A 26,149-nucleotide genomic window follows, 5' to 3' on the forward strand; every position below is an offset into this window, starting at 1 on the left:
TCGCGTTAGCCCGAATGCCGTACGGACCGTAACCCCGTGCCGTCGTGGGGCGTTCCCGGGCAGAACTCCCGTGCCGACTCTTGGATGTGCCGTGCCCAGGTTCAGTGTCATCGTCCCCGCGTACAAGGTTCAGGCGTATCTGCCCGCATGCCTGGAATCGGTGCTGTCACAGTCGTACGAGGATCTGGAACTGATCGCGGTCGACGACCGTTCGCCGGACGCGTGCGGCGAGCTCATCGACGAGTACGCGGCCCGTGACCCCCGGGTCAAGGCGGTCCACCTGGCACGGAACTCGGGGCTCGGTCCCGCCCGCACCGCCGGGACGGCCGGGGCGAGCGGCGACTACCTGCTGTTCCTCGACGGCGACGACACCCTCACCCCGCACGCGCTGCGGGCGATCGCCGACCGGCTGAAGGAGACGGGCGAGCCGGACGTCCTGGTCCACGGCCACGCGCTCGCCCACTGGTCGGACGGGACGGTCCCCGACGCCTCCGCGGGCCGGCTGACCGAGCAGGGCCCGGCGCCCTTCCGCCTGGAGGACCGCCCGGGGCTGCTGCGGGTGCCGCCGGTGGCCTGGAACAAGGCGTACCGCAGGGAGTTCGTCGAGCGCGAGGGCTTCGTCTTCCCGGCCGGTCACCACACGGATCTGCCCTGGACCTACCCCGTCCTGATGGCCGCGGAGTCGATCGCCACCCTGGACCGGGTCTGCGTCCACCACCGCAGGCGCCGCGGGGGCGAACCCCGCGACGCCGCCGACCACTTCGATGTCTTCGAGCAGTACGACAGGGTCTTCGCGTACGTCGACTCGCGCCCCGAACTCGCCCAGTGGCGGCCGGCGTTGTTCCGCCGCATGGTGGACCACCTCTCGGCGGTGTTCACCGACCGGGAGAGCCTCCCGCGCTCCAGCCGACGCGAGTTCCTGCGGCGGGCTCGCGACCACTACCGCGCCCACCGCACCCCGGGCCACCCGGTCCCGGCGCGCTCCCGGCTGCGCCACGCCGTGATCCGCCTGGGCCTGTACCGCACCCAGCGGCTCGCGGAACTGGCCCGCAGGTCCGTCCGAGGGACCGCCCGCCCGCTCGTACGCCTCGCCACGTCCCTGCACGCGGCGGCCCTGCGGCTCCACTACCGCGTCCAGCTCCGCCTCCCGCTGCGCGCGGACCGTGCCGTCTTCGCCGCGTACGGGGGCCGCGGCCACGGCTGCAACCCGGGCGCCCTCGAGGAGGCGTTCCGCACCTTCGCCCCGCACATCCGCACCGCGTGGATCGCCCACCCCGAGCACCACCACACGATCCCGACCGCGACCCGCAGGCTGCGCCCCGGCACGGCCGCCTACTGGACGGCGCTGGCCCGCTCCAAGTACCTGGTCAACAACACCGACTTCGACCGCCGTCTGGTCAAGCGCCCCGGCCAGGTCCTCGTCCAGACCCAACACGGCACACCGCTCAAGCACATGGGCCTGGATCTCAAGGAACGCCCGGCGGCGGCAGGGGACTTGGACTTCGACGCGATGCTGCGCGGCGTCGACCAGTGGGACTACCTCGTGTCCCCCAACCGCCACACCACCTTGACCTGGGAGCGCGTCTACCCCGGGGGCTACACCGCGCTCCCCTACGGCTCTCCGCGCAACGACGTGTTCCAGCGGGCGACTTCGGAGGACGTACGGCGGCTGCGCGAGTCCCTCGGCATCCCCGCGGGCTCGGTCGCGATCCTGTACGCGCCGACCTACCGCGACTACCGCCGCACCCAGCACACCACCCTGGATCTGGACCGCCTCCTGCGCCGCCTGGGCCCCCGCTTCGTCGTCCTGGCCCGCGCGCACCACCGCCACGGCGGCCCGCTCGTCTCCCCCGCGACCGGCCGGGTCATCGACGTCACCGACCACCCGAGCGTGGAGTCCCTGTGCCTCGCCTCGGACGCCCTGGTCACCGACTACTCGTCCCTGATGTTCGACTACGCCGGCCTGGACCGCCCGATCGTGATCCACGCCGACGACCGGGAGGCGTACGAGGCCGCCCGCGGCACCTACTTCGACCTGCGGTCCTTCGCGCCGGGCGCGATCGCGCGCAGCGAGGACGAACTGATCGACATCTTCGCCACCGGCCACTGGCGCGGCTCCCGCTCCACCCAGCTGCGCTCGGCGTTCCGCGAGCGCTTCTGCCCGTACGACGACGGCCGCGCCGCCGAACGGGTCGTACGCCATGTCGTCCTCGGCGAGACCGGGTTGCCGCCGGTGATCCCGCTCGCCGACCGGCATCCGGTGCCGTCGGCGGCGGCCGCGCTCGACCGCTCTCCGCTGGCCACCGTGCCCGGCCCCGCGACGGACGCGCCCGTCGCCGAGACCCGCTAGGAGGGGCCCGTGCCGTCCAGTCCGTCCCGTCCCACCCCGACCCGCCCGTCCACCTGGCGACCGGCGGGGCGGCCGGGGCGCCGGGCACCGCGTGGCCCGGGCGGGCCGCCGTCACCCGCCGCTATCCCCTGGCCGCCTGCGGATGCAGCCGCACCCATCCCTCCCACGCCGACGTGATCATGTCCTGGACGTCGTGCTTGGCCTTCCAGCCGAGTTCCGTGGCCGCCAGGTCGGCGGAGGCGACGACCCTGGCGGGGTCTCCGGGGCGGCGGGGAGTGACCGTCGGAGGGCGGTCGTAGCCGGTGATGGCGTTGATGTGGTCGATCATCTCGCGCACCGAGACGCCCTCGCCGCGGCCGATGTTGACGGTGAGGTCGCGCCCGGGGGCCGACTGCAGGGTGCGGGCCGCGGCCACGTGGGCCTCGGCCAGGTCGGCGACGTGGATGTAGTCGCGGACGCAGGTGCCGTCGGGGGTGTCGTAGTCGTCGCCGAAGATGCGCGGGGCCGCGTCCTCGGTGAGCCTCTCGAAGACCATCGGGACGATGTTGAAGACACCCGTGTCGGCCAGCTCGGGGCTCGCCGCGCCCGCCACGTTGAAGTAGCGCAGACACGCCGTGGACAGACCGGTCGCGCGGCCGGTGGCGCGGACCAGCCACTCCCCTGCCAGCTTGGTCTCGCCGTACGGGGACATCGGCGCGCACGGGGTCCGCTCCGTCACCAGCGGGACGTCCGGCATGCCGTACACCGCCGCTGAGGACGAGAAGACGAAGGAGGGGACCTGGGCCGTCGTCACCGCCTCCAGGAGCACGCGCAGGCCCTCGACGTTCTGCCGGTAGTAGTGCAGCGGCAGGTCCACCGACTCGCCGACCTGCTTCTTCGCCGCGAGGTGGACCACACCGGTGACCTCGTGGTCCGCCAGGGTGTGGGCGACCCGCTCGGCGTCCAGCGTGGAACCCACCACCAGCGGCACGTCGGCCGGCACGCGCTCGGCGACACCGGTGGACAGGTCGTCGTACACGACCGCCTGCTCGCCCGCCTCGGTCATCGCCCTCACGACGTGCGCCCCGATGTAACCGGCGCCGCCGGTGATCAGCCAGGTCATGTACGGCCGTCCCCTCTTCGCTCGACCCGTGTCCGCGTATCAGTGAACCAGGCGGTCGGGGCCGACGGGGGCCACTGCGGTGACTGTCAGTCCTCGTCGGGCAGCTCGGCGTGCACGGCCGCGTCCAGTGACGAGGTGAGCTGGTCGAGGCGGGCCCGCAGGTCGCGGATCTCGTCCACGTCGAAGCTGGTCGCCGCGACGATCCGGCGGGGCACCTGCACCGCACGCTCGCGCAGGGCGACGCCCTCCTCGGTGAGCCGCACCTCCACGGAGCGCTCGTCACGGGTACTGCGCTCGCGCCGGACCAGGCCGGCCGCCTCGAGGCGCTTGAGGAGCGGGGAGAGGGTGCCCGAGTCGAGCCGCAGGTGCTCTCCGAGCTTCTTGACGGGCAGGTCGCCGTGCTCCCACAGCACGAGCATCACCAGGTATTGCGGGTAGGTGATCCCCAGATCCTTGAGGATCACGCGGTAGACGCTGCCGAAGGCGCGGGAGGCCGCGTTCAGGGAGAAGCAGATCTGCTGGTCGAGGCGGAGCCAGTCGGTGGCGGTCGGTGGCGTGGTCATGCCTCCAGGATAGCGCTTGTGAGCCATTTAGTTGTGCACAACTAAATTGTGTGCTCTAGTAACGGTCGTGAGGGCGGCCGCCAGAAGAGCCGCCGGAACAGACTTCGAGAGGGATGGTCTTTCATGGACGCGCTCTACACCGCTGTCGCCACCGCCACCCACGGCCGTGACGGCCGGGCCTACACGAACGACGGCAAGATCGACGTCGCGCTGGCCCCGCCGGTGGAGCTCGGCGGCAACGGACAGGGCACCAACCCGGAGCAGCTGTTCGCCGCCGGTTACGCCGCCTGCTTCGGCAGCGCCCTCGGCCTTGTCGGCCGCCAGGCCAAGGTGGACGTCAGCGACGCCGCCGTCACCGCCGAGGTCGGCATAGGCAAGCAGGGCGAGGGCTTCGGCCTCAAGGTCGCCCTCCGCGTCGAACTCCCCGACACCGTGGACGCGGAGACCGGCCGCAAGCTCGTCGAGCAGGCCCACCAGGTCTGCCCCTACTCCAACGCCACCCGCGGCAACATCGAGGTCGACCTCGTCATCGAGTAGGTCCGGAAGCGGGACTTGGGGGGACGGGGGGCGTGGCCGCGGGGGCGGGGCGGGGCGGATGCGCCGGGGCAGGGCTTGCCTGGGCGGAACGCGGGCGGCTTCGGGGTCGGTCCGCGTGGGTGGCCCATGACGCTGGGGCATACCGGGGCTTACCGGGGTTTACCGGGGCTTGCCGAGGGCGGACACCCCGGGCCTGGCCTGCCCTGACGGGCCGCCAACGGCTCGGGGGCGGCCCGCGTGGGTGGCCGTAACCCATCATGGTCGGCCCGCGTGGGTGGCCCCATGACCCACGGAAGGCCGAGCTGGACCTACCCGGGCAGGTCGTCGGCAGCTCGGGGTCGGCCCCGCCGCGGGTGCCCCGTGACACCGGGACTTGCCGGGGGCGGACGCGCCGGTTCCGGGCCCGCCCAAGTGAGCCGCCGGCGCCTCGGAGGCGGCCCGCGTGGGTGACCGTAACCGCTTATGGCTAGCCTGCGCTGATGGTCGTCAGCGTGGAGCGCGCCCTGGGCGCTGTCATCGGTTCCGCCGTGGGGGACGCGCTGGGCGCTCCCTTCGAGTTCGGGCCGGAGGGCGCTTTCTCGGACCGCTTTCCGGAGCCGGGGCACGGCGGCGAGATGTGCGGGGGCGGCGGCTGGGACCCGGGTGAGGCGACCGACGACACGCAGATGGCGGTCCTGGTCGCCGAGTCGCTGGTGGAGTGCGGCGGGCTCGAACTCCCGGACGTCTTCCGGCGGTTCCAGCGGTGGGCGGCGGCGGAGCCGAAGGACATCGGCCTCCAGACGGAGGCCGTGCTCAGCAGCGGCGACCCCTGGGACATCGCGGCCGCTCTCCACTTCCAGGTGAACCAACGGGCGGCGGGAAACGGCGCCCTGATGCGCGCGGCCCCGTCCGCCGTGCACTTCGCCCGCCACGGCCGCGAGGCCACCATGGCCGCCGCCCGCCGCCTGGCCGCCCTCACCCACGGCGACCGTGCGGCCTGGGAGGGCACGGCCGTCTTCCACGAACTGATTCGCGTGGCCCTCGCCGGTGACGATCCGCTGGACGCCGTGGAAGCCACCCTCGACACGCTCCACCCGGACCACCGCCGGCGCTACGCCACCGTCCTGGCCCCCGACTGGCACCCGGACCAGGCCACCGAGTTCAACGGCGCCGTATGGCCCTGCCTGGGCTCGGCGGTCTGGGCGCTGCGCACGACGACCTCGTACGAGACTGCCGTACGCGCCGCGATCGACCTGGGCGGCGACACGGACACGGTGGCAGCGGTGACGGGCGGCCTGGCCGGAGCGGTGTACGGCGTCACGGCCGTCCCGGAGCGTTGGACGGCCCCCCTGCACGTGCCGCTGCCGGGCTTCGCCGACCGGGTGCTGAGGACCCCCGACTTGGCGGACCTCACCGATCGCCTCATCCGGTGACAGGAGGCGGCCTCCGGTACGGATGCGCCTCCAGAATCTCCTTGCGGCGGGCGGGCGGGCGAGCCGGGTGCCGCCACGACACAGCCCGCGAAGAAGCGGCGGCTCCGCGGGCACCGCGTCAGAGCGCTTTCAGCGCCTCCGTCGTCACCCTGGCCAGCGCCGCGAGGTACCCCTTCGGCAGCTTGGGGCTGCGGATCACCACGGAACGCCAGTACAGCGGGCCCGAGATCAGATCGAGGGCCAGCTCGTCGTTGAAGCCCCTGCGGAGCTCCCCGCGCTGCTCCGCCGCCGTGACGATCTTGCTGGCGACGCCCTCCTGCCCCTTCTGCAACGCGTTCTGCAGGGCCTCGGCGATCTCCGGGTTGCGGGCCGCCTCGGCCTGGAGGTCGGGGATGATCTGCGAGGCCACCGGGTGCCGCAGCGCCCTGGACGTCACCTCGTACAGCATCCGCAGGTCGTCCTCCAGCGAGCCCGTGTCCGGCACCGGCAGGCCCATCACCGCGATCTCCGACACGACGTCGAGGACCAGGTGCTGCTTGGAACGCCAGCGGCGGTAGACCGCGGTCTTGCCGACGCCCGCGCGGCGCGCGATGCCCTCGATCGACATCCGCGCGTATCCGGCGGCCGCGAGCTCCTCGAAGACGGCTGCCCGAATGGCTTCCGTCACATCCTCACGGAGGACGGCGGCCCCTGCCGGGGCACGGCGGCGCGTACGGGTCTGCGGCGCGTCGGCGTTGGTCGTCATGCGGAACAGCATAGGGCGTAGCGACGAAACGGTCCCGTTCCGACGCGATCCGTCACGACGAAACGGTTGCGTTCCGACGCTCACTCGTCCTACGCTCACGTTGCGACGATACGGTCCCGTCCCGACGTAAGAAAACGTGAAGAGTCACGTAAGGAAACGCCGAATGACGGGCGTGCCGACCGCACGCGCACCACCCCCACCCCCGAGCGAAAGCAGCGGATGTGAGCCAGGTCCTCGACACACCGCCCCCGACAGCGCCCCCGGCCGGCGACGACCTCTCGGCCCTGGCCGCCCGGTACGGCCTCACGGTCAGCGGCGCCCGTCCGTCCCTGCCCGACTACGTCCGTCAGCTGTGGGCACGGCGTCACTTCATCACCGCGTTCTCGACCGCCAAGCTCACCGCGCAGTACAGCCAGGCCAAGCTCGGCCAGGTCTGGCAGGTGATGACCCCGCTGTTGAACGCGGCGGTCTACTACTTCATCTTCGGCGTGCTGCTGGGCACCAAGAGGAACGTGCCGGACTATGTCCCGTTCCTGGTCACGGGCGTGTTCATCTGGACGTTCACCCAGAGCTCGATCATGGCGGGCACCCGCGCGATCTCCGGCAACCTCGGCCTCGTGCGCGCCCTGCACTTCCCGCGGGCCGCGCTGCCGATCTCGTTCGCCCTGCAGCAGTTGCAGCAGCTGCTCTTCTCGATGGCCGCCCTGGTCGTGATCCTGCTCTGCTTCGGTGTCCCGCTCGCCGCGTCCTGGCTGCTGGCGATCCCGGCGCTGCTCCTGCAGTCCACGTTCAACGCGGGCGTCTCGATGATCATGGCGAGGATGGGCGCCAAGACGCCGGACATCGCGCAGCTGATGCCGTTCGTCCTGCGCACCTGGATGTACGTCTCCGGCGTCATGTGGAGCATCGACAAGCTGGCGAAGGGCCACCACGACTGGCCGTCCTGGGTGGTCCCCGTCCTCCAGGCCAACCCGGCCGCCGTCTACATCGACCTGATGCGCTACGCCCTGATCGACAGCTTCCACGCGAGCCAGCTGCCGCACCACGTGTGGGCGCTCGCGGTGGGCTGGGCGCTGGTCGCCGGCGTCGGCGGCTTCATCTACTTCTGGAAGGCTGAGGAGACGTACGGCCGTGGCTGACATCGAGAGCATCGAGAACGACAAGATCCCCACCGTCGTCGTCGACGGCGTCGACATCGTCTACCGCGTCAACGGCACCGGCGCGGGCAAGGGCTCCGCCACCGCCGCCCTCAACCGCATGCTGCGCCGGGGCCAGGTCGAGAAGGCGTCGGGCGTGCGCAAGGTGCACGCCGTCAAGAACGTGTCCTTCGTCGCCTACAAGGGCGAGGCGATCGGGCTGATCGGCACCAACGGCTCCGGCAAGTCGACCCTGCTCAAGGCGGTCGCGGGCCTGCTCCCGGTGGAGAACGGCCGTATCCACACCGACGGCCAGCCCTCCCTCCTCGGCGTCAACGCGGCCCTGATGAACGACCTCACCGGCGAGCGCAACGTTCACCTCGGCGGGCTCGCCATGGGCATGTCCCGCGAGCAGGTCAGGGAGCGCTACCAGGAGATCGTCGACTTCTCCGGCATCAACGAGAAGGGCGACTTCATCACCCTTCCGATGCGCACCTACTCCTCCGGCATGGCAGCCCGTCTGCGCTTTTCCATCGCCGCCGCCAAGGACCACGACGTCCTCCTCATCGACGAGGCCCTCGCCACCGGCGACCGTTCCTTCCAGAAGCGCTCCGAGGCCCGCATCCGCGAGCTTCGCCAGACCGCGGGCACGGTGTTCCTGGTCAGCCACAGCAACAAGTCGATCCGCGACACCTGCGACCGGGTGCTGTGGCTGGAACGCGGCGAACTGCGCATGGACGGCCCCACCGACGAGGTCCTGGCGGCCTACGAGGACTTCACGGGCGGCCCGGACAAGGCGAAGCCGCAGCAGACGGTCGCGGCCTGACCCACGGCTCTCCCGCCACGACGACGAGGGCGCCCGGAACCTCACGGTTCCGGGCGCCCTCGTCGTCGTATCGCTTATGAATGCTGTCGCAACAGCGTCCGCATCGTGCGCATCGCCACCGACAGGTTGGCCAGGTCGAACGCGTCCGAGCTCTGGATCTCGTCCAGGGTGGTGCGCGCCCGGCTCAGGATCGGGGCGTTCTTCTCCTCCCAGGCCTTGAAGCGCTCCTCGGGAGTGGACGTGCCGTTGCCCACCGCCAGGACGTCGGCCGTCAGCGCCGAGTGGGCCGCGTAGAGGTCCTCGCGGATGGAGGCGCGGGCCATGGACTGCCAGCGGTCGGCGCGGGGCAGCTCGATGATGCGGTCCATGAGCTGGGTGATGTGGAGACGGTCGGCGAGGTCGTAGTACACCTCGGCCACGTCCATCGGATCCCGGCCCATCCGGTCGGCCACCGAGACGATGTCCAGCGTCGGGAAGGCCGAGGAGAACCCGGCCACGCGCGTGGCGAGTTCGTCCGGGACTCCGGCGCCGCTCAGCTCGTCGTAGATCTTCTGGTACCACTCCAGGTCGGCGCCCCGCAGCAGCTTCGGCAGCTGCGACCACACCTGTTCGACGCGGTCGCCGAAGAACTCGACGGTCTCGGCGAGCTGGAGCGGCTGCGGCCGGTTGTTGAGCAGCCAGCGCGTGCCGCGCTCGACCAGCCGGCGCGAGTGCAGCCGGATCCGGGTCTGTACGGCGGCCTCGACCTGGTTGTCGAGCGCCTCGACCCCGTCCCACACCACGCCGGAGCGGAAGATCGCGCGGGCCACGGTCTGCGCCCGGACGATCTCCTCCAGCGAGGCGCCGGTCTCCTCGCGCAGGCGGTGCAGATACGTCGTACCGCCCGTGTTGACCGTGTCGTTGACCAGGACGGTCGTGGTGATCTCGCGGTGCAGCGGGTGGTTGTCGATGTGCTCGGGGAACTTCTCGCGCAGCGCGGCCGGGAAGTACGTGTGCAGCAGGCCGTGCAGATAGGGGTCGTCCGGCAGCGAGGTGTGCAGCAGTTCCTCGGCGACCGTGATCTTCGTGTACGCCAGCAGGACGGCCGTCTCCGGGCTGGTCAGGCCCTGTGCGGCGCCGAGGCGTTCGCGGATCTGGCGGTCGGTGGGCAGGAACTCCAGGGCCCGGTCGAGGTGGCCCTCGCGCACCAGGTGGCGCATGAAGCGCTGCTGGGCGTGGAGCATGTCCTTGGACTGGGCGAGCGCGTTGGCGATGGCGGTGTTCTGCGCGTAGTTGTTGCGCAGGACCAGGCGGCCGACCTCGTCGGTCATCTCGGCGAGCAGCTTGTTGCGCTGTTTGACCGTCATGTCGCCCTCGGCGACCAGGCCGTTGAGCAGGATCTTGATGTTCACCTCGTGGTCGGAGGTGTCCACGCCCGCGCTGTTGTCGATGGCGTCGGTGTTGATCTTGCCGCCGTGCAGTGCGAACTCGATCCGGCCGAGCTGGGTCAGACCCAGGTTGCCGCCCTCGCCGACGACCCGCACGCGCAGGTCGGCGCCGTCGACGCGGATCGGGTCGTTGGCCTTGTCGCCGACGTCCGCGTGGGTCTCGGTGGAGGCCTTCACGTACGTGCCGATGCCGCCGTTCCACAGCAGGTCCACCGGCGCCTTGAGGATCGCCTTCATCAGGTCGGCCGGGGTCATCTTGGCGACCTTGTCCTCGATGCCGAGGGCCTCGCGGACGTGGGCGTTGACCGGGATGGACTTGGCGGTGCGGGGGAAGATGCCGCCGCCCGCGGAGATCAGCTCGGTGTTGTAGTCGGCCCAGCTGGAGCGCGGGAGTTCGAAGATGCGGCGGCGCTCGGCGTAGGAGGTGGCCGCGTCCGGCTTCGGGTCGATGAAGATGTGCCGGTGGTCGAAGGCGGCGACCAGGCGGATGTGCTCGGACAGCAGCATGCCGTTGCCGAACACGTCACCGGACATGTCGCCGATGCCGACCACCGTGAAGTCCTCGGACTGGGTGTCGAGGGCCAGTTCGCGGAAGTGCCGCTTGACGGACTCCCAGGCGCCGCGGGCGGTGATGCCCATGCCCTTGTGGTCGTAACCGGCCGAGCCGCCGGAGGCGAAGGCGTCACCGAGCCAGAAGTTGTACGACTCCGCGACCCCGTTGGCGATGTCGGAGAAGGTCGCGGTGCCCTTGTCGGCGGCGACGACCAGGTAGGTGTCGTCCTCGTCGTGCCGCACGACGTCCGCCGGGGGAACGACTTCGCCGGCCACCATGTTGTCGGTGATGTCGAGCAGCGCCGAGATGAACATCTTGTAGCTGGCGATGCCCTCGGCCAGCCACGCGTCCCGGTCGACGGACGGGTCGGGCAACTGCTTGGCGACGAAGCCGCCCTTGGCGCCGACCGGCACGATGACGGTGTTCTTCACCATCTGCGCCTTGACCAGGCCGAGGATCTCGGTGCGGAAGTCCTCACGCCGGTCGGACCAGCGCAGACCGCCGCGCGCGACCTTGCCGAAGCGCAGGTGCACGCCTTCGACGCGCGGCGAGTACACCCAGATCTCGAACGCCGGGCGCGGGGCCGGGAGGTCGGGGATGGCCTGCGGGTCGAACTTCATGGAGACGTAGTCGTGCGGCTTGCCGCCCGCGGCCTCCTGGAAGAAGTTGGTGCGCAGGGTCGCCTTGATGACGGTCAGGAAGGAGCGCAGGATCCTGTCCTCGTCGAGCGAGGCCACCTGGTCGAGGGCCGCGTCGAGCTCCTCCAGGAGGGCGTCCACGAGTTCGTGGCCGGCGCGCTGGCGGTCCGGCGACATCCGCGCCTCGAACAGGGAGACGAGCAGCCGGGTGGTGTGGACGTTGTTGCGGAGGGTGTCCTCCATGTAGTCCTGGCTGAACGTCGAGCCCGCCTGGCGCAGGTACTTGGCGTACGCCCGCAGCACCATCGCCTGACGCCAGCCCAGGCCGGCGCTCAGCACCAGGGCGTTGAAGCCGTCGTTCTCCGCCTTGCCGGTCCAGGTGGCGGCGAAGGCCTCCTGGAAGCGCTCGCGGCCGTCGTCGCCGAGGTAGTCGCCGCCGCCGTTCTGCGACTTGGGCATGCGCAGGCCGAAGTCGTAGATCCAGGCGATGCTGCGGTCGGAGCAGCGCAGTTCGTAGGGCCGCTCGTCCGTCACCTCGACGCCGAGCCGGCTGAGGACCGGCAGCACGGCGGACAGGGAGATGGCGTCACCCTTGCGGTAGATCTTGAAGCGGCGCTCCTCGGGGGCGGCGCCCACCGGCTCGTACAGGCTCAGCGCGAAGTCGTTCTCCTCGCCGAGCCGCTCGATGTGGACGAGGTCGGCTACCGCGGAGCGCGGGGTGTGGTCGGCCTTGTAGCCCTCGGGGAAGGCGTTGCCGTAGCGGCGCGAGAGGTCGGCGGCGCGCTCCTCGCCGAGCTCGGCGTTGAGCGCCTCGGCGAAACCGTCGGCCCAGGAGCGGGCGGCCTCGACCAGGCGGGCCTCGATGCGCTCCTTGTCGCTGTCGCTGAGCTGCGGCAGCTCGGTGCCCTGCGGCACACGGACCACGAAGTGCAGCCGGGACAGGATCGACTCGGTGTTCCAGGCGGTGAAATCGACGCTGATGCCGCCGAGTTCCTCCTTCAGGATGTCGATGATCCTCAGGCGAACGCCGGTGGTGTAGCGGTCGCGGGGCAGGTAGACGAGGGCCGAGTAGTAGCGGCCGTACTCGTCCTGGCGCAGGTACAGGCGCAGCCGCCGCCGCTCCTGGAGGTACAGGACGGAGGTGGCGATGGACTCCAGCTCGTCGGCCGGGGTCTGGAAGAGCTCGTCGCGCGGGTAGGTCTCCAGGATCTGGAGCAGGTCGCGGCCGTCGTGGCTGTTGGGCGAGAAACCGGCCCTTTCGAGCACCTCGTCCACCTTGCGCCGAATGACCGGAACCCGGCGCACCGACTCGGTGTAGGCGGCGGAGGAGAACAGCCCGAGGAATCGCCGCTCGCCGACGACGTTGCCGTCCGCGTCGAACTTCTTGACCCCGATGTAGTCGAGGTACGACGGCCTGTGCACCGTCGCCCGGCTGTTCGCCTTGGTCAGCACCAGCAGCTTGTGCTCACGCGCCTTCGCGCGGGCGTCGGCGGGCAGCCGCTCGAAGGACGGGCTGACCGGGTGGCCCTCCTCGCCGGCGTGGTGCGGGTCGGAACGCAGGATGCCGAGGCCGGTACCGGGCACGGCCGCGAGGGAGTCGTCCGGCCTGAGCTGGTACTCGCGGTAGCCGAGGAAGGTGAAGTGGTCGTCGGCCAGCCAGCGCAGCAGCTCGCGGGCCTCGTCGATCTCCATGCCGCGCAGATCGGTGGCGACGGGCTCGGCGGGCAGTTCGTCGGCCATGCGCAGGGCCGTGTCCCGCATCTTCTCCCAGTCCTCGACGGCCTCCCGGACGTCGGACAGGACACGGAGCAGGTCGGCGGTGATCTGCTTCAGGTCGCCGCGGTCGGTCTCGCGGTCGATCTCGACGTGGATCCAGGACTCGGTGTGCGCGTCGTGCGGGAGGTCAGCGGCGGCGGGCGGGGCGGTGAGGATCTCGATCAGCTTGCCGGTGAGGTCGCGGCGGACGACGACCTGGGGGTGGATGACGACATGGATGCCGCGCCCCTGCCGGGTCAGCTCATTGGTGACGGAGTCGACGAGGAAGGGCATGTCGTCGGTGACGACTTCGACGACCGTGTGGGTGCACGTCCAGCCGTTCTCCTCCACCGTGGGCGTGTGCACCCGCACGTTGGCCGTGCCCTGCGGACGCGTCTCGCCCAACCGGAAGTGGGAGAGAGCGGCTCCGTAGACGTCGACCGGGTCGCGGTCGGCGAGGTCTTCCGGTGCCGTGTGCAGGTAGTAGCGCTGGAGGAACGCGAGCACTGTCTCGCTGTCCGGGGTGTCCGGGGTGCGGGAGGTGTCGTCGTCCGTCGTCCCAGTCGGTAGGTGCCCCCCGGCCGGGCTGTTCTCAGCTACCCGTGCGGCCCTCTCGAGCAGCTCGGCCTTGGCTTCGTCCAGCTTGGTCTGCATTGTCCTCTGACTCCTGTCGCGCGCCGTTGCGTGACGTAGAAGGAAGTACGGTCTCTTCCCCTGCGGCTCGACGCCACGGCCCGGGGTCTCCGGTCTGCTCCGACGCTATGCCGCACGGTGAGATGAGCGGGGGTATATCGGCCATTGTCGACACGCCCGCCAGGTGTGACGCTGCTCTCTGCCGCGCCGGTGACGAGGGTGTACTCGGCGTCATGAGGGCCCCTACGGCCCCGTCCCGCCCGCGAGGATCAGCGGCCGCCGCCCGGCCACGGAGGTGTTCCGTGCACGCCGGGCGCGGGGCGGGGGCCACAGCGCCCCCGCGAACTATCGCGCTGATCACGCCACCTAGGCTATCGCTCCCCACAGGGGGGCCGTCATGAGCCGTATGTGTACAAAAGCGGGGGTGGAACTTTGACACTCTGCACAGTGCCCACGTCGCCTCCAGGCCATGATCTTCTCCCTTCCCCTTCGCGCGCCCTCTTGGCAAGCACGCCCTGCCGGTGCACTTTGCCGACATGACCGCAAAAATCCTCATCGTCACCGGTGACGCAGCAGAGTCACTGGAGGTCCTGTACCCCTACCAGCGCCTGCGCGAGGAGGGCTACGACGTCCATGTCGCGGCCCCCACCCGCAAGACGCTCCGCTTCGTCGTCCACGACTTCGAACCCGGCTTCGACACCTACACCGAGAAGCCCGGCTACACCTGGCCCGCCGACCTGTCCTTCGCGGAGGTCGACGCCGGTCAGTACGCCGCTCTCGTCATCCCCGGCGGCCGCGCCCCCGAGTATCTGCGCAACGACCCCGAGCTCCGCAAGATCCTCAAGTCCTTCTTCGACGCGGACAAGCCGGTCGCCCAGATCTGCCACGGTCCGCTGCTCACCGCCGCGATCGACGGCCTGCGCGGCCGCCGCGTCACGGCCTATCCGGCTCTGGAACCCGACATGCAGTCCGCCGGCGCGGCTTTCCAGGACGCCGAGGTGGTGGTCGACGGCACCCTGGTCTCCTCCCGCGCCTGGCCGGACCACTCGGCCTGGATGCGGGAGTTCTTGACGGTGCTCAGGGCGAAGGCGCCGGTGACCTGACCGACGGGGTGCCGACCTGACCGACGGGGTGCCGCATGCCACCGTGGTCGCGGAACTGACGCGGACCGTCACGCCGCTATTCGCTCAGCCTCCGCGACCGCCTCCGCCAGGGTGTCCACGACAGGCACCCCCACGCCCTCGAGACTGGCCCGGCTGTGCGACCCCCCGGTGTACAGCACAGCCCTCGCCCCCACCCGCATCGCGGCCACCGCGTCGTCCGCGGCGTCCCCGATCACTACGGTCCGAGCCGCCTCCACTCCCACCAGCGCGGCGAGATGCCGCTCCATATGCTCCGCCTTGCTCCCCCCGGACGGTCCCGTCCGCCCGTCCACCCGCAGGAAGTGCGCCTCGATCCCGAACCCGCGCACCAACGGCACCAGCTCGTCGTGCACGTACATGCTGAGGATCGACTGGCTGCGCCCGGCCGACCGCCACCCCGTCAGCAGCTCCACCGCCCCGTCGGTGAGCCCGCACCCCACCCGGTGCTCCGCGTAGTACCGGTGGAAGGTCTCGTCCATGAGCTCCCACTCCGCGTCCGTGGGCAGCCGGCCGAGCAGCCGCTCGTAGAACTTCGGCACCGGCACGCAGTACAGCGCCCGGTACTGCTCCATCGTGATCGGCGCGAGCCCCAACTCGCCGAACGCCGCGTTCGTCGCCCCGATGATCGCGTCGTTGTCGTGGAACAGCGTGCCGTTCCAGTCCCAGACGATGTGCGCCCCTGTCAGCTTCCCCATGCCAAAAACGTACCCGCCCCCACTGACAATCAAGAGATCAGCAGGTCAAAACGGGTAAAGCCACGACCCGGCAGGGCCGAGACCGGGCTCAGCCGCCCAGCCCCACCAGGTTCGGGACCTCCTGCGTCGCGTACCACAGCAGCTCGTGGTCCTCGGCCCCGTCCACGACGAACTGCGCGTCGTCGTCACCGGCGTCCGCCGCCTCCAGCGCGTCCGCGGCGGCGGTGACGTCCTGCACCGCGTCGTCCGAGTCGACGTGTACCGCGGCCGCCTTGGCCAGCTTCACCGTCCCGGCGACCCGCACCTCACCGAGGGCCGCGGGATCCAGTGCCCGGTCGGGATCGGCGACCGCCGCCCCGTCGGCCACGTCGACGGCCACCACGACCCGGCGCCGCACGGCCCCGGCGTCCGCGGCGAGCAGCCGCAGGGAGGCCAGCGCGGCCCGGTTCAGCGCCGCGTACTCCAGCTCCTCGATGTCGTCGGAGAGGTACCACTCGCGCAGGGCGGGGGTGACGGCGTAGGCGAGGAGCGGTCCGGCCCCCAGCTCACCCGTCTTGTACGCCTCGGCGAGACCGGAGAGGGTCAGGGGGACGTAGACGCGCATGGCTGGCCGCTTTCGTGGTCGGAGAACGTCATCGGAGGGGCTCCGCTAAGGCCTTCAGGATACGTGCGGGCGTCCCCTTTCGAGTCCCTGCCCAGACCTCGGCAGGCGTCCACCCCGGGCCCGGAATTCACCCGCCTCACCCCCGAGTTCAGGGGCTTTTCCCCTCTCCTCTCACCCTGATAGGTGAACATTCCGGCCGCGCGACCCGGCCCGCGGCTTCCTTGCGGCCGCGGTCCACGGCCCCGTACAAGATCCCCACCAGAAGTTACCGCCCGGTACTTTCCGGGCCCGCTGAAACGGGGATCCCATGAACAAGGTCATGACCAGGGCCCAGCACCACCCCGGCAGCCGCCCGCCGGCCCGCCGCGACTCCCGCCGCCCGGGCGGCACGCCACCCCGCACACCCGGCGGCAGCACGCCCCGCACGGCGCCGGGCGACGGCCGCCCACCGAGCTCCCCCGGCAACGGCCCCCGCGCCCGCACGGGCCCCGCGGACAGCCGCCCGCAGGGCACCCCGGTTCCGAACGAGACGCCGACCGGCACCGCACGACGCGGCCCTACGGCCGCCTCCACGACAGCCGGCACGTGCGACACCACCACCGGTCCGACGACCACCGGCATGCGCGGCACCAGGGCCGACACGACGACCTCTGGCACCCGTAGCAGCGCCGCCGCTCCGACGCCCCCGGGAACCGCGCGACGCAGCGCTACGGCCGGCTCAACGACCGTCGGCACGCGCAGCACCGTCGCCGACTCGACGACCCCAGGAGCCGTACGACGCAGGACCACGGCCGGCACGAGCAGCATCCCCACCGCGACGCACGCCACCACCACCGCCACCCTCCGCGCCCCCGCCTCAGGCACCTCAGCCAGCACCTCGGTCCGCGGCACAGCCACCCCGTCGCAGCCCACCTCCGCGGCCAACCCGGCGACCGTCCCGGCCCGGACCCCGCGGCGTCCCGTGGTCCCCCAGCCCCGCCCCACCGACCTCTTCGCCGACCTCCTCCTCGCCGTTCTGAGCGGCCAGCGCCCGGTCCACTCGATGCTCCGGCACACCGCAGGCCGCGCCTACGACGAGCTCGCCCGGCTCGCCGAGCGCGGCCCCCTGCGCGCCCGCGGCACCCGCCCCGTCGTCCGGGACATCGGCTACTACGTCCCCCGTGAGGGCGCGGTGGAGGCCTTCGCCCGTATCGGCGCCGGTGACCAGCTGCGGGCCATGGCCTTCCGTCTGGAACAGGGCCAGGACCTCCGCTGGCGCTGCACCGCGGTCGAACTGGGCGGCCCCCGGGCTCCCCGACCGGACGGCGACTGACAGGCCCGGAGCAGCCCCCGAGTCCCTCACACGCGGAAGGGCCGGCCACCCCCAGGTGACCGGCCCTTCCCACCACAGGACGACTACTTCTTGCGCCGCCCCCGACCACGGGACTGCTTGCGCCGCTCCGCGCGCGTGAGGCCGTCGGCCTCGGAGCGCACGGGCTCGTCGTCGTCGGCGAACTCGCCCTCGATGACACCACCCTCGCCGTCCACGGTCGGCGCGGAGAAGTGCAGGTCCCGGCGCTGCGGGGCGTCGAGTCCCTTCGCGCGGATCTCGGGACGCGAGCCGGCCTGCGCCGGAACGGAGTCCTGCTTCGCGAGGGACGGCGTCTCGTCCTCCACCGGAACCTCCTCGACCTGCTGCTCGACCTGGACCTCCAGGTTGAACAGGTAGCCGACGGACTCCTCCTTGATGCCGTCCATCATGGCGGTGAACATGTCGAAGCCCTCGCGCTGGTACTCGACCAGCGGGTCCTTCTGGGCCATCGCGCGCAGGCCGATGCCCTCCTGGAGGTAGTCCATCTCGTAGAGGTGCTCGCGCCACTTGCGGTCCAGGACCGACAGCACGACCCGGCGCTCCAGCTCACGCATGATCTCGGAGCCGAGCTGCGCCTCGCGCGCCTCGTACTGCTCGTGGATGTCGTCCTTGATGGACTCGGCGATGTACTCGGCGGTCAGACCCGCGCGGTCACCGGCCGCCTCCTCCAGCTCCTCGACGGTGATCCTCACCGGGTAGAGCTGCTTGAACGCGCCCCACAGCCGGTCGAGGTCCCAGTCCTCCGCGAAGCCCTCGGCGGTCTCCGCCGCGACGTACGCGTCGATCGTGTCGTCCATGAAGTGCACGACCTGCTCCTGCAGGTCCTCGCCCTCCAGGACGCGGCGCCGCTCGCCGTAGATGACCTCGCGCTGGCGGTTGAGGACCTCGTCGTACTTCAGGACGTTCTTACGGGTCTCGAAGTTCTGCTGCTCGACCTGCGACTGCGCGGACGCGATCGCGCGCGTGACCATCTTGTTCTCGATCGGGACATCGTCCGGGACGTTCGCCATCGACATCACGCGCTCGACCATCTGGGCCTTGAACAGCCGCATCAGGTCGTCGCCGAGGGAGAGGTAGAAGCGGGACTCACCGGGGTCGCCCTGACGGCCGGAACGACCGCGCAGCTGGTTGTCGATACGGCGCGACTCGTGCCGCTCGGTACCGAGGACGTAGAGGCCGCCGAGCTCCTTGACCTCCTCGAACTCCGCCTTGACCGCCTTCTCAGCCTTCTCCAGGGCGGCCGGCAGAGCGGCGGCCCACTCCTCGATGTGCTCCTCGGGGTCGAGGCCGCGCTGGCGCAGCTCCGCCTCGGCGAGGTCCTCGGGGTTGCCGCCGAGCTTGATGTCGGTACCACGGCCGGCCATGTTGGTGGCGACGGTGACGGCGCCCTTGCGGCCGGCCTGGGCGACGATCGTCGCCTCTCGGTCGTGCTGCTTGGCGTTCAGCACCTCGTGCTGGACGCCGCGCTTGCTGAGCTGCTGCGAGAGGTACTCGGACTTCTCGACCGACGTCGTACCGACGAGGATCGGCTGGCCCTTCTCGTGCTTCTCGACGATGTCGTCGACGACCGCCTCGAACTTCGCGACCTCGGTGCGGTAGATCAGGTCCGACTGGTCCTTGCGGACCATGGGCCGGTTGGTCGGGATCGGGACGACACCGAGCTTGTAGATCTGGTGGAACTCGGCGGCCTCGGTCATCGCCGTACCGGTCATGCCGCAGAGGCCCGGCTGTTCCTTGCCGTTGTGATCGTGGCGCTTGTAGAGGCGGAAGAAGTTCTGAAGGGTGATCGTGGCGAGGGTCTGGTTCTCGTCCTTGATGTCCACCCCTTCCTTCGCCTCGATCGCCTGGTGCATGCCCTCGTTGTAACGGCGGCCCGCGAGGATACGGCCGGTGTGCTCGTCGACGATCATGACTTCGCCGTCCATGACGACGTAGTCCTTGTCCTTCTTGAAGAGCTCCTTCGCCTTGATGGCGTTGTTCAGGTAGCCCACCAGAGGGGTGTTCACCGACTCGTAGAGGTTGTCGATGCCCAGCCAGTCCTCGACCTTGGCGACACCGGACTCGTGGATCGCCACCGTGCGCTTCTTCTCGTCGACCTCGTAGTCGCCGGTCTCCTCGATGCCCTTGAGCGGGTTGCCGGCCTCGCCCTTCTTCAGGCGGGTGACCAGCTTGGCGAAGTCGCCGTACCACTTGGTCGCCTGGTCGGCCGGACCGGAGATGATCAGCGGCGTACGGGCCTCGTCGACCAGGATGGAGTCGACCTCGTCGACGATGGCGAAGTTGTGGCCCCGCTGGACGAGTTCGTCCTTGGCCCACGCCATGTTGTCGCGCAGGTAGTCGAAGCCGAACTCGTTGTTCGTGCCGTACGTGATGTCACACGCGTACTGCTCGCGGCGCTGGGCCGGTGTCATGTTGGCAAGGATGCAACCGACGCTCAGACCCAGGAACTTGTGGACGCGGCCCATCATCTCGGAGTCGCGCTCGGCCAGGTAGTCGTTGACCGTGATCAGGTGGACGCCCTTGCCGGACAGCGCGTTCAGGTACGCGGGCAGGGTGCCGACGAGCGTCTTGCCCTCACCGGTCTTCATCTCGGCCACATAGCCGAGGTGGAGGGCGGCGCCGCCCATGATCTGCACGTCGTAGTGGCGCTGGCCCAGCGCGCGCTTGGCGGCCTCGCGCACGGTGGCGAACGCCTCGGGGAGCAGGTCGTCCAGGCTCTCACCGTCGGCGTACCGCTGCTTGTACTCCTCGGTGAGGGCCCGCAGCTCGGCGTCGGAGAGGTCGATGAAGTCCTCTTCGATGGAGTTGACCTGGTCCGCGATGCGGTGCAGCTTGCGCAGGATCTTGCCTTCGCCTGCACGCATGATCTTCGAGAGGACGGACACGGGGGTTGGTCTCCTTGCCGGTCGGGCCTGGGACGGTCGGTTTCCATTTCACTTACTGAGCAACGGCCATCGTATGCGAGGACCCCGCCGCGTCGGGAGGCCTGCCGTGTAGGCCGACTGTCAGCTCTTTCAAATCTGCTTCAAAGGGGACAACGGACGGGCCGGGTCGATGGTGCCGCGCCCCGCTCACGAATTGCGCGAATTGTGATCACCCGCTCACGCACCGCAAAGCGGTGGCGCCATCACCTGGCACTTGAGCAGAATCGGCCGATGGAACCCGTCACGCTGACCACGGACCGTCTCGTGCTGCGCCCGCCCGGCCCGCAGGACACCGAGGCCGTCCTCGTGGCCGCGCAGGACCCCGACATCCTGCGCTGGACCACGATCCCCTCGCCCTACCTGGTGGAGCACGCCCAGAGCTTCACGGAGCAGCTGGCCCCGACGGGCTGGGCGAACGACACCATGTTCACCTGGGGCCTCTTCCTCCCCGAAGGGGAGGACTTGGTGGGCATGCTGGGTCTGACCATGCGCTCGCCCGGCACGGCCGAGATCGGCTACTGGGCCACCAAGGAACACCGCGGCAACGGCTACGTCACCGAGGCCGTCCTCGCCGCCTCGCGTTGGGCCTTCACCGAGCTGGCGGTCGACCGCGTGGAGTGGCGCGCGGAAGTGGGCAACGAGCCCTCCCGCGCGGTGGCGGAGCGGGCCGGTTTCGTCATCGAGGGCGTACTGCGCTCGGCCCTGGCCCACCAGGGCGTGCGCCGGGACTGCTGGGTGGGCGCGCTGCTGCCCTCGGACCTGGGCCTGCCGTCGACGGTGCAGTACCTCCCCGCGCCCGGGTAGATCCGCAGATCACCTCCCATTGTCAGTGCCGGGCCCTATCTTCGGACCCATGACGACCCCGCCTCCCACCACCGACCTCTCGGCCGACGAGGCCCGCCGCATCGCCCTGCGGGCACAGGGTTTCCTCGGCACCCCCGACCGCCGGGCCGGAGTCCGCGGCGTCCTCCGTCACCTCGGTGCGGTCCAGCTCGACACCATCTCGGTCCTCGCCCGCTCCCACGAGCTGATCCCGTACGCCCGTCTCGGCGCGGTGGGCCGCAGGACGGTGGAGAGCGCCTACTGGACGACTGCTCCCCTCGGCACGTCTCCGGCCCGGCCTCATGCTTTTGAGTACTGGTCGCACGCGGCGTGCATCCTCCCCATCGAGGAATGGCCCCACTTCGCCTTCCGCCGCCGCGCCTACCGCAGCCGCCCGCACTGGAACCACCAGCTCCCGGACGGCACCTACGACCAGGTCATCAAGCAGCTGCGCACCGAAGGCCCCCTCACCGCCACCGAGTTGGGCGGCGCGAAGAAGACCAGCGAGTGGTGGGACTGGTCCGGCACCAAGGTCGCCGTCGAGCGCGCCCTGATGTACGGCGAGGTGGTCTGCGTGGAGCGCCGCGGCTGGAAGCGTGTGTACGACCTCGCCGAGCGCGCCGTCCCCGCCGACCTGCTCCACGACGAGCTGGACGACACCGAGTGCCTGCGCCGCCTGGTCCGTCTCGCCGGCCAGTCGCTGGGCGTCGGCACCCGCGCGGACATCGCCGACTACCACCGCCTCAAGGGCGAACAGGTGGACGCGGTGATCGCCGACTCGGGCCTGGTGCCGGTGACGGTCGAGGGCTGGGGCAAGCCTGCCTGGGCCGATCCCGCGGCCCTGCAGACACCCCCGCGCGGCCGCCACCGCACCACTTTGCTGTCCCCGTTCGACTCCCTGATCTGGGAACGGGCGCGTACGGAGCGGATCTTCGGCTTCACCCACCGCCTGGAGGCCTACGTCCCCAAGCCCAAGCGGGTCTACGGCTATTTCGCGATGCCGGTGCTGGCCGGTGGCCGTCTCGTCGGCCGCGTGGACCCGGCCCGGGAGGGGAGCACGCTGGTGGCCAGGCAGGTCACGGTGGACGGCCCGAAGGCGGTCCCGGCGGTGGCCCAGGCCCTGGCCGAGGCGGCGAGCTGGGTGGACTGCACGGACATCCGCGTCGAGCGGGTGGACGCGCCGGATCTGCGCGAGCCGCTCGTAAGGGCACTAGCGGATCTCTAGGATCTTCTCCCGCATCGCGTAGACCACGGCCTCCATCCTGGAGTGCAGTTGCAGCTTCTCCAGGATGTTGCGCACATGGTTCTTCACGGTGTTCTCGGAGATGAACAACTCCTTCGCGATATCGCGGTTGTTCATCCCGGTGGCGACGAGCTTGAGGACTTCCAGCTCACGGTCGGTCAGTCGCGGGGCCGGCACGAGACGGCGCTCATCCGTCCGCTGGATCATCGACTTGAACTCGGTGAGCAGCTTCGACGCCATGGAAGGGCTGATCTGCGACTGCCCGTCGGCCACGGCGCGAATGGCGGTGGCCACCTCGTCCGTCGAGATCTCCTTGAGGAGATATCCGGTCGCGCCCGCCTTGATCGCGTCGTAGAGGTCGGCTTCCTCATCGCTGATCGTCAACATGATGATCTTGGCGCTGGGTGCCACTTCCTTGATGGAGGTGCAGGCCTCGATACCGCCCCGCTTGGGCATCCGCACGTCCATCAGAATGATGTCGGGCAGCAGGTCGGCGGCCTTGTCGACGGCCTCGGCGCCGTCGCCCGCCTCGCCCACGACCTGGATGTCCTCCTCGGCCGCGAGCACGATCTCCAGTCCGCGCCGGAAGAGTGCGTGGTCGTCCACGACAAGGACCCTGATCGGCTCCTTGCGTGGAGAGCCCGTGTCCGCGCTCATGCCGACGGCGCCGTCGCCGGCGTCCTGGCCGTGCAACGGTCCGAAGCTGTCCGCCATCGTTCCTCCCCCTGAAGGCTGTGGCTGGTCCTGTGCCATCGCCAACCCAAGGCAACGACCCACCGGTTGGGCCGATGGGCCCATGATTTCATGCCCAGACGTCAGTGGGATGACAGAGCGGGGCGCGAAGTGGTCGCACGCGGGTGCCCCTGGGGGCGCACATGCGCTCCAGGGGCACCGGCTCAGCTGTCATCCGGGAGGGTCAGCCGCCCGTCGTGTCGCCGGCCGCGGGAGAGTGCGCCCGGGCGACCATCGGGTCCGTGCTCAGGTGAATGACGCCGTAGTCATAGGCGTGCCGCCGGTAGACGACACTCGGTTCCTTCGTCTCGGAGTCGACGAACAGATAGAAGTCGTGCCCGACCAGCTCCATCTCGTAGAGCGCCTGGTCGAGGGTCATCGGGGAGGCGACATGGGTCTTCTCACGGACGACCAGGGGGCCTTCACCCTTGATCTCCAGCGAGCCGATCTTCTTGGTGGGCACAGCGTCCGGCTCTTCGTCGTGAACGGGGTGGCCATCGCCGTCGAGCGTCGCCGCGTCCGGGACGTGGTCGGCGACCTCGGCCGCCGTGAGCCGCCGTGCGCCCCTGCGTGTGTGGCGCTTGTCGTGCTCCTTGCGCAGCCGGGCGTCCAGCTTCTCCGCCGCCAGGTCGAGTGCCGCGTACGGGTCACTGGCTGCCGCTTCCGCCCGGATCACCGGACCGCGGGAGCGGAGCGTGATCTCCACTCGGTCACAACGGTCGGCCTGTCGGGGGTTCGGCTCCTTGGACACCTCGACGTCGAGGCTGATCACCTTGCCATCGAGCTTCTGGATCTTCTCCAGCTTCAGCTTCTCGGCCACGTGCTTGCGGAACCGCTCGGGCACCTCGGTCTTGCGGCCCTTGACGACGATGTCCACGCAGAACTCCGTTCCCGGATCGCTCCGCCTCGATGCGGAGCATCTCCCTTTTGCACCAGGCTCCGGTGAGCCCCGGAACCTCGGACTCGGTGACGTGCACCTCCTCCCCCGCGGGCAAGATCTCCATTCCACCGTCACGGGTGATGGTGGAAATCCCGCGGGCACGGCATTCGGATTTGCGAGGTGTGGCCTGCGCCTTTCTCACACAACCGAACATATCTCGCCTGGACGGATGTCGTCACCCTCTACTGCGGCGTACCTCCGTTCAGGTGAATTGACCTTCTCGTAACCAGCAACGATGCAACTACGCAGTCAGTTCCGGTTTATTTCGAAAGAACCCGGCGAAGCCGCGACCACAGCTGCGCAGACGACGTCACGGACGGTCCCCGCGCCCGCCGTTGCCGCCGAGCAGCGCTCCCGGCCCGAGTCCTCCTCCGTCACTGTGGCCATTCGTTCCCCCATGCCTTCCCGGGTTGTGGCGGTGTACACGAGGCCCGCCGGATCATCACCGCATCCGGCCACCTCTCGCCCACCACGACACCCGCTCCCGTCGAGCGGCGGCCCAAGACAACCGCCCTCTCGTCCGCCCTGTTGCCGATGATCACGATGCCCGGTGGTCATCCGTTCACCGCGGTACGCGATGCGCTCCCGAGCGCTCGTCGGCCGGTGCTCCCGAGCCCTGGCCTCCCGGACGACCCGCGCCGCCTCGGCCAGGGACGCGCCCGTCGTCATCAGGTCGTCGACCAGCACGACCAGCCCCTCGGTCAGGAGCCGCCCGCCGCCGGGAACCACGGTCAGTGCGCCCGTGAGATTGTCCAGCCGCTGCCGGGAGTTGAGCCCCGACTGGTCGGCCACGCCTCGTCGCTGCCGCAGTACGGCCACCACCCGTGCCGGCATCCCCGCCCGCCGCAGCTCACCAGCCGCCGCCAGCGCGATCCGCCGAGCCGGATCATGCCCCCGAGCCCGAACCGCCCGACGCGCGGACGGCACGGGAACGAGCAGCACGGGCACACGGAGCCCCTCCCCCACCCATCCACCACCGACGAACGCATCGGTGTGCGGCCCCCCGGCCCCGGCCAGGCCCTGACCACCTGACACACCACCTGCGGCCAGAGCCTCTGCACCGAGCACACCGCCGTTGCCGCCGTTGCCGCCGTTCAAGGCGTCTACACCTGCCGCGCGGTCACCCCTTCCCCAGACCTCCGCACCCAACGCTCCACCGCCCCTGGCCAAGACCCCCGCACCTGAGACGTCTCGCCCCCGGCGCAGAGCCTCCACACCCGAAGCGCCCCCACCCCTGCCCTGCACGTCCGCACCTGAGCCACCACCGCCTCGGACCAAGACCTCGGCACCCGGCACATCCCCACCCCCACACCAGCCCTCCGCACCCGGCACATCCCCACCCCAGGGCAAAGCCGCCTCACCCGTCCCGCCGACCGCCCACAACCCCCCGGCCTCACCGGCAGAGCCCCCAGGCGTCCCCGCCTCACCAGCAGAGGCAAAAGGCGCCCGATCCCCATCAGCCCGCCCCTCAAACGCCGCCGCCCCACCAGGCCGCCGGCCGCCAAAACCCCCCGCCACCCGCCCGGAAGGCCCACCACTCTGCAACTCCCCACCGGGTCGGCCCAAAGTCCCGTAACCCCGCTCCCAGGCCCCCCGAGGCCACCCCGACGCCAACCCCTCACCCCCCGGCTCACACACCTCCTGCACGGCCGCCCACACAGCGCCCGCCAGGGCCGTACCGAGTGGCCCCGCGAGGCCCAGCACCCCCCTCTCCTTGTGGGCCAGCAATACCGCCCGTACCGAGTCCGCATACCGAGCCGCCGCATGCACGACCGGCAGTCCGGACGGCTCCGGAACCGGTCGCACCCGGCTCGGCGCGGCCCCGTTCAAGGCGGCACGGCACTCCGGACAGAGCACCGTGCGCGGCTTCCCGCAGCCTCCGCACTCGGCCGGCAGCACCAGATCGGTGAGGTCCTGCCACCACCCCCGCATGCCCACCACTGTGCCAACGCCGAAGCAGACCGGCCACCCCTGTGGATAACTCCCTGTGGAAAACCGCGCCCGGCACGAGCAACAGGC

At 70.5% G+C, this 26,149-nt stretch carries 19 protein-coding genes; 9 read left to right on the top strand and 10 right to left on the bottom strand.

The window, feature by feature from the left end; genetic code table 11:
* The first annotated feature begins 91 nt into the window (after positions 1-91).
* Complete coding sequence (locus tag ACGFWE_RS15590; RefSeq protein WP_393600171.1) at positions 92-2,350, top strand: CDP-glycerol glycerophosphotransferase family protein; 2,259 nt, start codon at positions 92-94, stop codon at positions 2,348-2,350.
* 121 nt (positions 2,351-2,471) lie between these two features.
* Here ACGFWE_RS15590 and galE read toward each other — a convergent pair whose 3' ends face one another.
* Positions 2,472-3,452: a UDP-glucose 4-epimerase GalE gene (gene galE, locus ACGFWE_RS15595; protein ID WP_393600172.1), complete on the bottom strand. Its 981-nt coding sequence runs from the start codon at positions 3,450-3,452 to the stop codon at positions 2,472-2,474.
* A gap of 86 nt (positions 3,453-3,538) precedes the next feature.
* Positions 3,539-4,015 (bottom strand): MarR family transcriptional regulator, encoded by a 477-nt coding sequence (locus tag ACGFWE_RS15600; RefSeq protein WP_352391107.1) that lies wholly within the window; start codon positions 4,013-4,015, stop codon positions 3,539-3,541.
* Positions 4,016-4,138: 123 nt separating this feature from the next.
* On the opposite strand from ACGFWE_RS15600, the gene ACGFWE_RS15605 reads away from it, so the two are divergent.
* Complete coding sequence (locus tag ACGFWE_RS15605) at positions 4,139-4,552, top strand: organic hydroperoxide resistance protein (RefSeq protein ID WP_125192855.1); 414 nt, start codon at positions 4,139-4,141, stop codon at positions 4,550-4,552.
* A 479-nt stretch (positions 4,553-5,031) separates the two neighbouring features.
* Positions 5,032-5,964 (top strand): ADP-ribosylglycohydrolase family protein, encoded by a 933-nt coding sequence (locus ACGFWE_RS15610; RefSeq protein ID WP_393600173.1) that lies wholly within the window; start codon positions 5,032-5,034, stop codon positions 5,962-5,964.
* A gap of 118 nt (positions 5,965-6,082) precedes the next feature.
* On the opposite strand, the gene ACGFWE_RS15615 is transcribed toward ACGFWE_RS15610, so the two are convergent.
* Positions 6,083-6,721 carry a TetR/AcrR family transcriptional regulator gene (locus ACGFWE_RS15615; protein ID WP_352391105.1) on the bottom strand — a complete coding sequence of 213 codons (639 nt, stop codon included), beginning with the start codon at positions 6,719-6,721 and terminating at the stop codon, positions 6,083-6,085.
* 209 nt (positions 6,722-6,930) lie between these two features.
* Here ACGFWE_RS15615 and ACGFWE_RS15620 point away from each other — a divergent pair, with 209 nt between their 5' ends.
* Positions 6,931-7,848 carry an ABC transporter permease gene (locus tag ACGFWE_RS15620; protein ID WP_352391104.1) on the top strand — a complete coding sequence of 306 codons (918 nt, stop codon included), beginning with the start codon at positions 6,931-6,933 and terminating at the stop codon, positions 7,846-7,848.
* Position 7,849: 1 nt separating this feature from the next.
* Positions 7,850-8,671, top strand: a complete 822-nt coding sequence (locus tag ACGFWE_RS15625) for an ABC transporter ATP-binding protein (RefSeq protein WP_352391199.1) — start codon at positions 7,850-7,852, stop codon at positions 8,669-8,671.
* A gap of 74 nt (positions 8,672-8,745) precedes the next feature.
* Here ACGFWE_RS15625 and ACGFWE_RS15630 read toward each other — a convergent pair whose 3' ends face one another.
* Positions 8,746-13,698, bottom strand: coding sequence for an NAD-glutamate dehydrogenase (locus ACGFWE_RS15630; protein ID WP_393600174.1), 4,953 nt, complete (start codon positions 13,696-13,698; stop codon positions 8,746-8,748).
* 515 nt (positions 13,699-14,213) lie between these two features.
* Between ACGFWE_RS15630 and ACGFWE_RS15635 the strand changes: the two genes are divergently transcribed.
* A complete protein-coding gene (locus ACGFWE_RS15635; RefSeq protein ID WP_352391102.1) occupies positions 14,214-14,780 on the top strand; it encodes a DJ-1/PfpI family protein in 567 nt (188 codons plus the stop codon).
* 68 nt (positions 14,781-14,848) lie between these two features.
* Here ACGFWE_RS15635 and ACGFWE_RS15640 read toward each other — a convergent pair whose 3' ends face one another.
* Together ACGFWE_RS15640 and ACGFWE_RS15645 are read right to left on the bottom strand one after the other, a co-directional pair.
* Positions 14,849-15,514: an HAD hydrolase-like protein gene (locus ACGFWE_RS15640; protein ID WP_352391101.1), complete on the bottom strand. Its 666-nt coding sequence runs from the start codon at positions 15,512-15,514 to the stop codon at positions 14,849-14,851.
* An 88-nt stretch (positions 15,515-15,602) separates the two neighbouring features.
* The gene (locus ACGFWE_RS15645) at positions 15,603-16,118 is read right to left on the bottom strand and encodes a DUF6912 family protein (protein WP_393600175.1); all 516 of its coding nucleotides are present in this window, start codon (positions 16,116-16,118) and stop codon (positions 15,603-15,605) included.
* A gap of 307 nt (positions 16,119-16,425) precedes the next feature.
* On the opposite strand from ACGFWE_RS15645, the gene ACGFWE_RS15650 reads away from it, so the two are divergent.
* Positions 16,426-17,430 (top strand): Rv3235 family protein, encoded by a 1,005-nt coding sequence (locus ACGFWE_RS15650; protein ID WP_393600176.1) that lies wholly within the window; start codon positions 16,426-16,428, stop codon positions 17,428-17,430.
* Between the two features lie 83 nt (positions 17,431-17,513).
* On the opposite strand, the gene secA is transcribed toward ACGFWE_RS15650, so the two are convergent.
* Positions 17,514-20,354, bottom strand: a complete 2,841-nt coding sequence (gene secA, locus ACGFWE_RS15655; protein WP_352391098.1) for a preprotein translocase subunit SecA — start codon at positions 20,352-20,354, stop codon at positions 17,514-17,516.
* Positions 20,355-20,624: 270 nt separating this feature from the next.
* Here secA and ACGFWE_RS15660 point away from each other — a divergent pair, with 270 nt between their 5' ends.
* Together ACGFWE_RS15660 and ACGFWE_RS15665 are read left to right on the top strand one after the other, a co-directional pair.
* Complete coding sequence (locus tag ACGFWE_RS15660; RefSeq protein ID WP_352391097.1) at positions 20,625-21,197, top strand: GNAT family N-acetyltransferase; 573 nt, start codon at positions 20,625-20,627, stop codon at positions 21,195-21,197.
* 49 nt (positions 21,198-21,246) lie between these two features.
* Entirely contained in the window at positions 21,247-22,440 is a 1,194-nt protein-coding gene (locus tag ACGFWE_RS15665; RefSeq protein WP_352391096.1) for a DNA glycosylase AlkZ-like family protein, read from the top strand.
* Here the strand turns inward: ACGFWE_RS15665 and ACGFWE_RS15670 are convergent.
* From ACGFWE_RS15670 to ACGFWE_RS15680, 3 genes are all read right to left on the bottom strand, one after another.
* Entirely contained in the window at positions 22,426-23,172 is a 747-nt protein-coding gene (locus ACGFWE_RS15670; protein ID WP_352391095.1) for a response regulator transcription factor, read from the bottom strand. The two genes, ACGFWE_RS15665 and ACGFWE_RS15670, sit on opposite strands and share 15 nt — an antisense overlap.
* A gap of 202 nt (positions 23,173-23,374) precedes the next feature.
* Positions 23,375-24,067 (bottom strand): ribosome hibernation-promoting factor, HPF/YfiA family, encoded by a 693-nt coding sequence (gene hpf / locus ACGFWE_RS15675; RefSeq protein WP_352391094.1) that lies wholly within the window; start codon positions 24,065-24,067, stop codon positions 23,375-23,377.
* 312 nt (positions 24,068-24,379) lie between these two features.
* Positions 24,380-25,228, bottom strand: coding sequence for a ComF family protein (locus ACGFWE_RS15680; RefSeq protein WP_393600177.1), 849 nt, complete (start codon positions 25,226-25,228; stop codon positions 24,380-24,382).
* Positions 25,229-26,149 lie beyond the last annotated feature (921 nt).

This window comes from Streptomyces sp. NPDC048523 (genome assembly GCF_043199815.1).
In the GTDB taxonomy this organism is placed as follows: Bacteria; Actinomycetota; Actinomycetes; order Streptomycetales; family Streptomycetaceae; genus Streptomyces.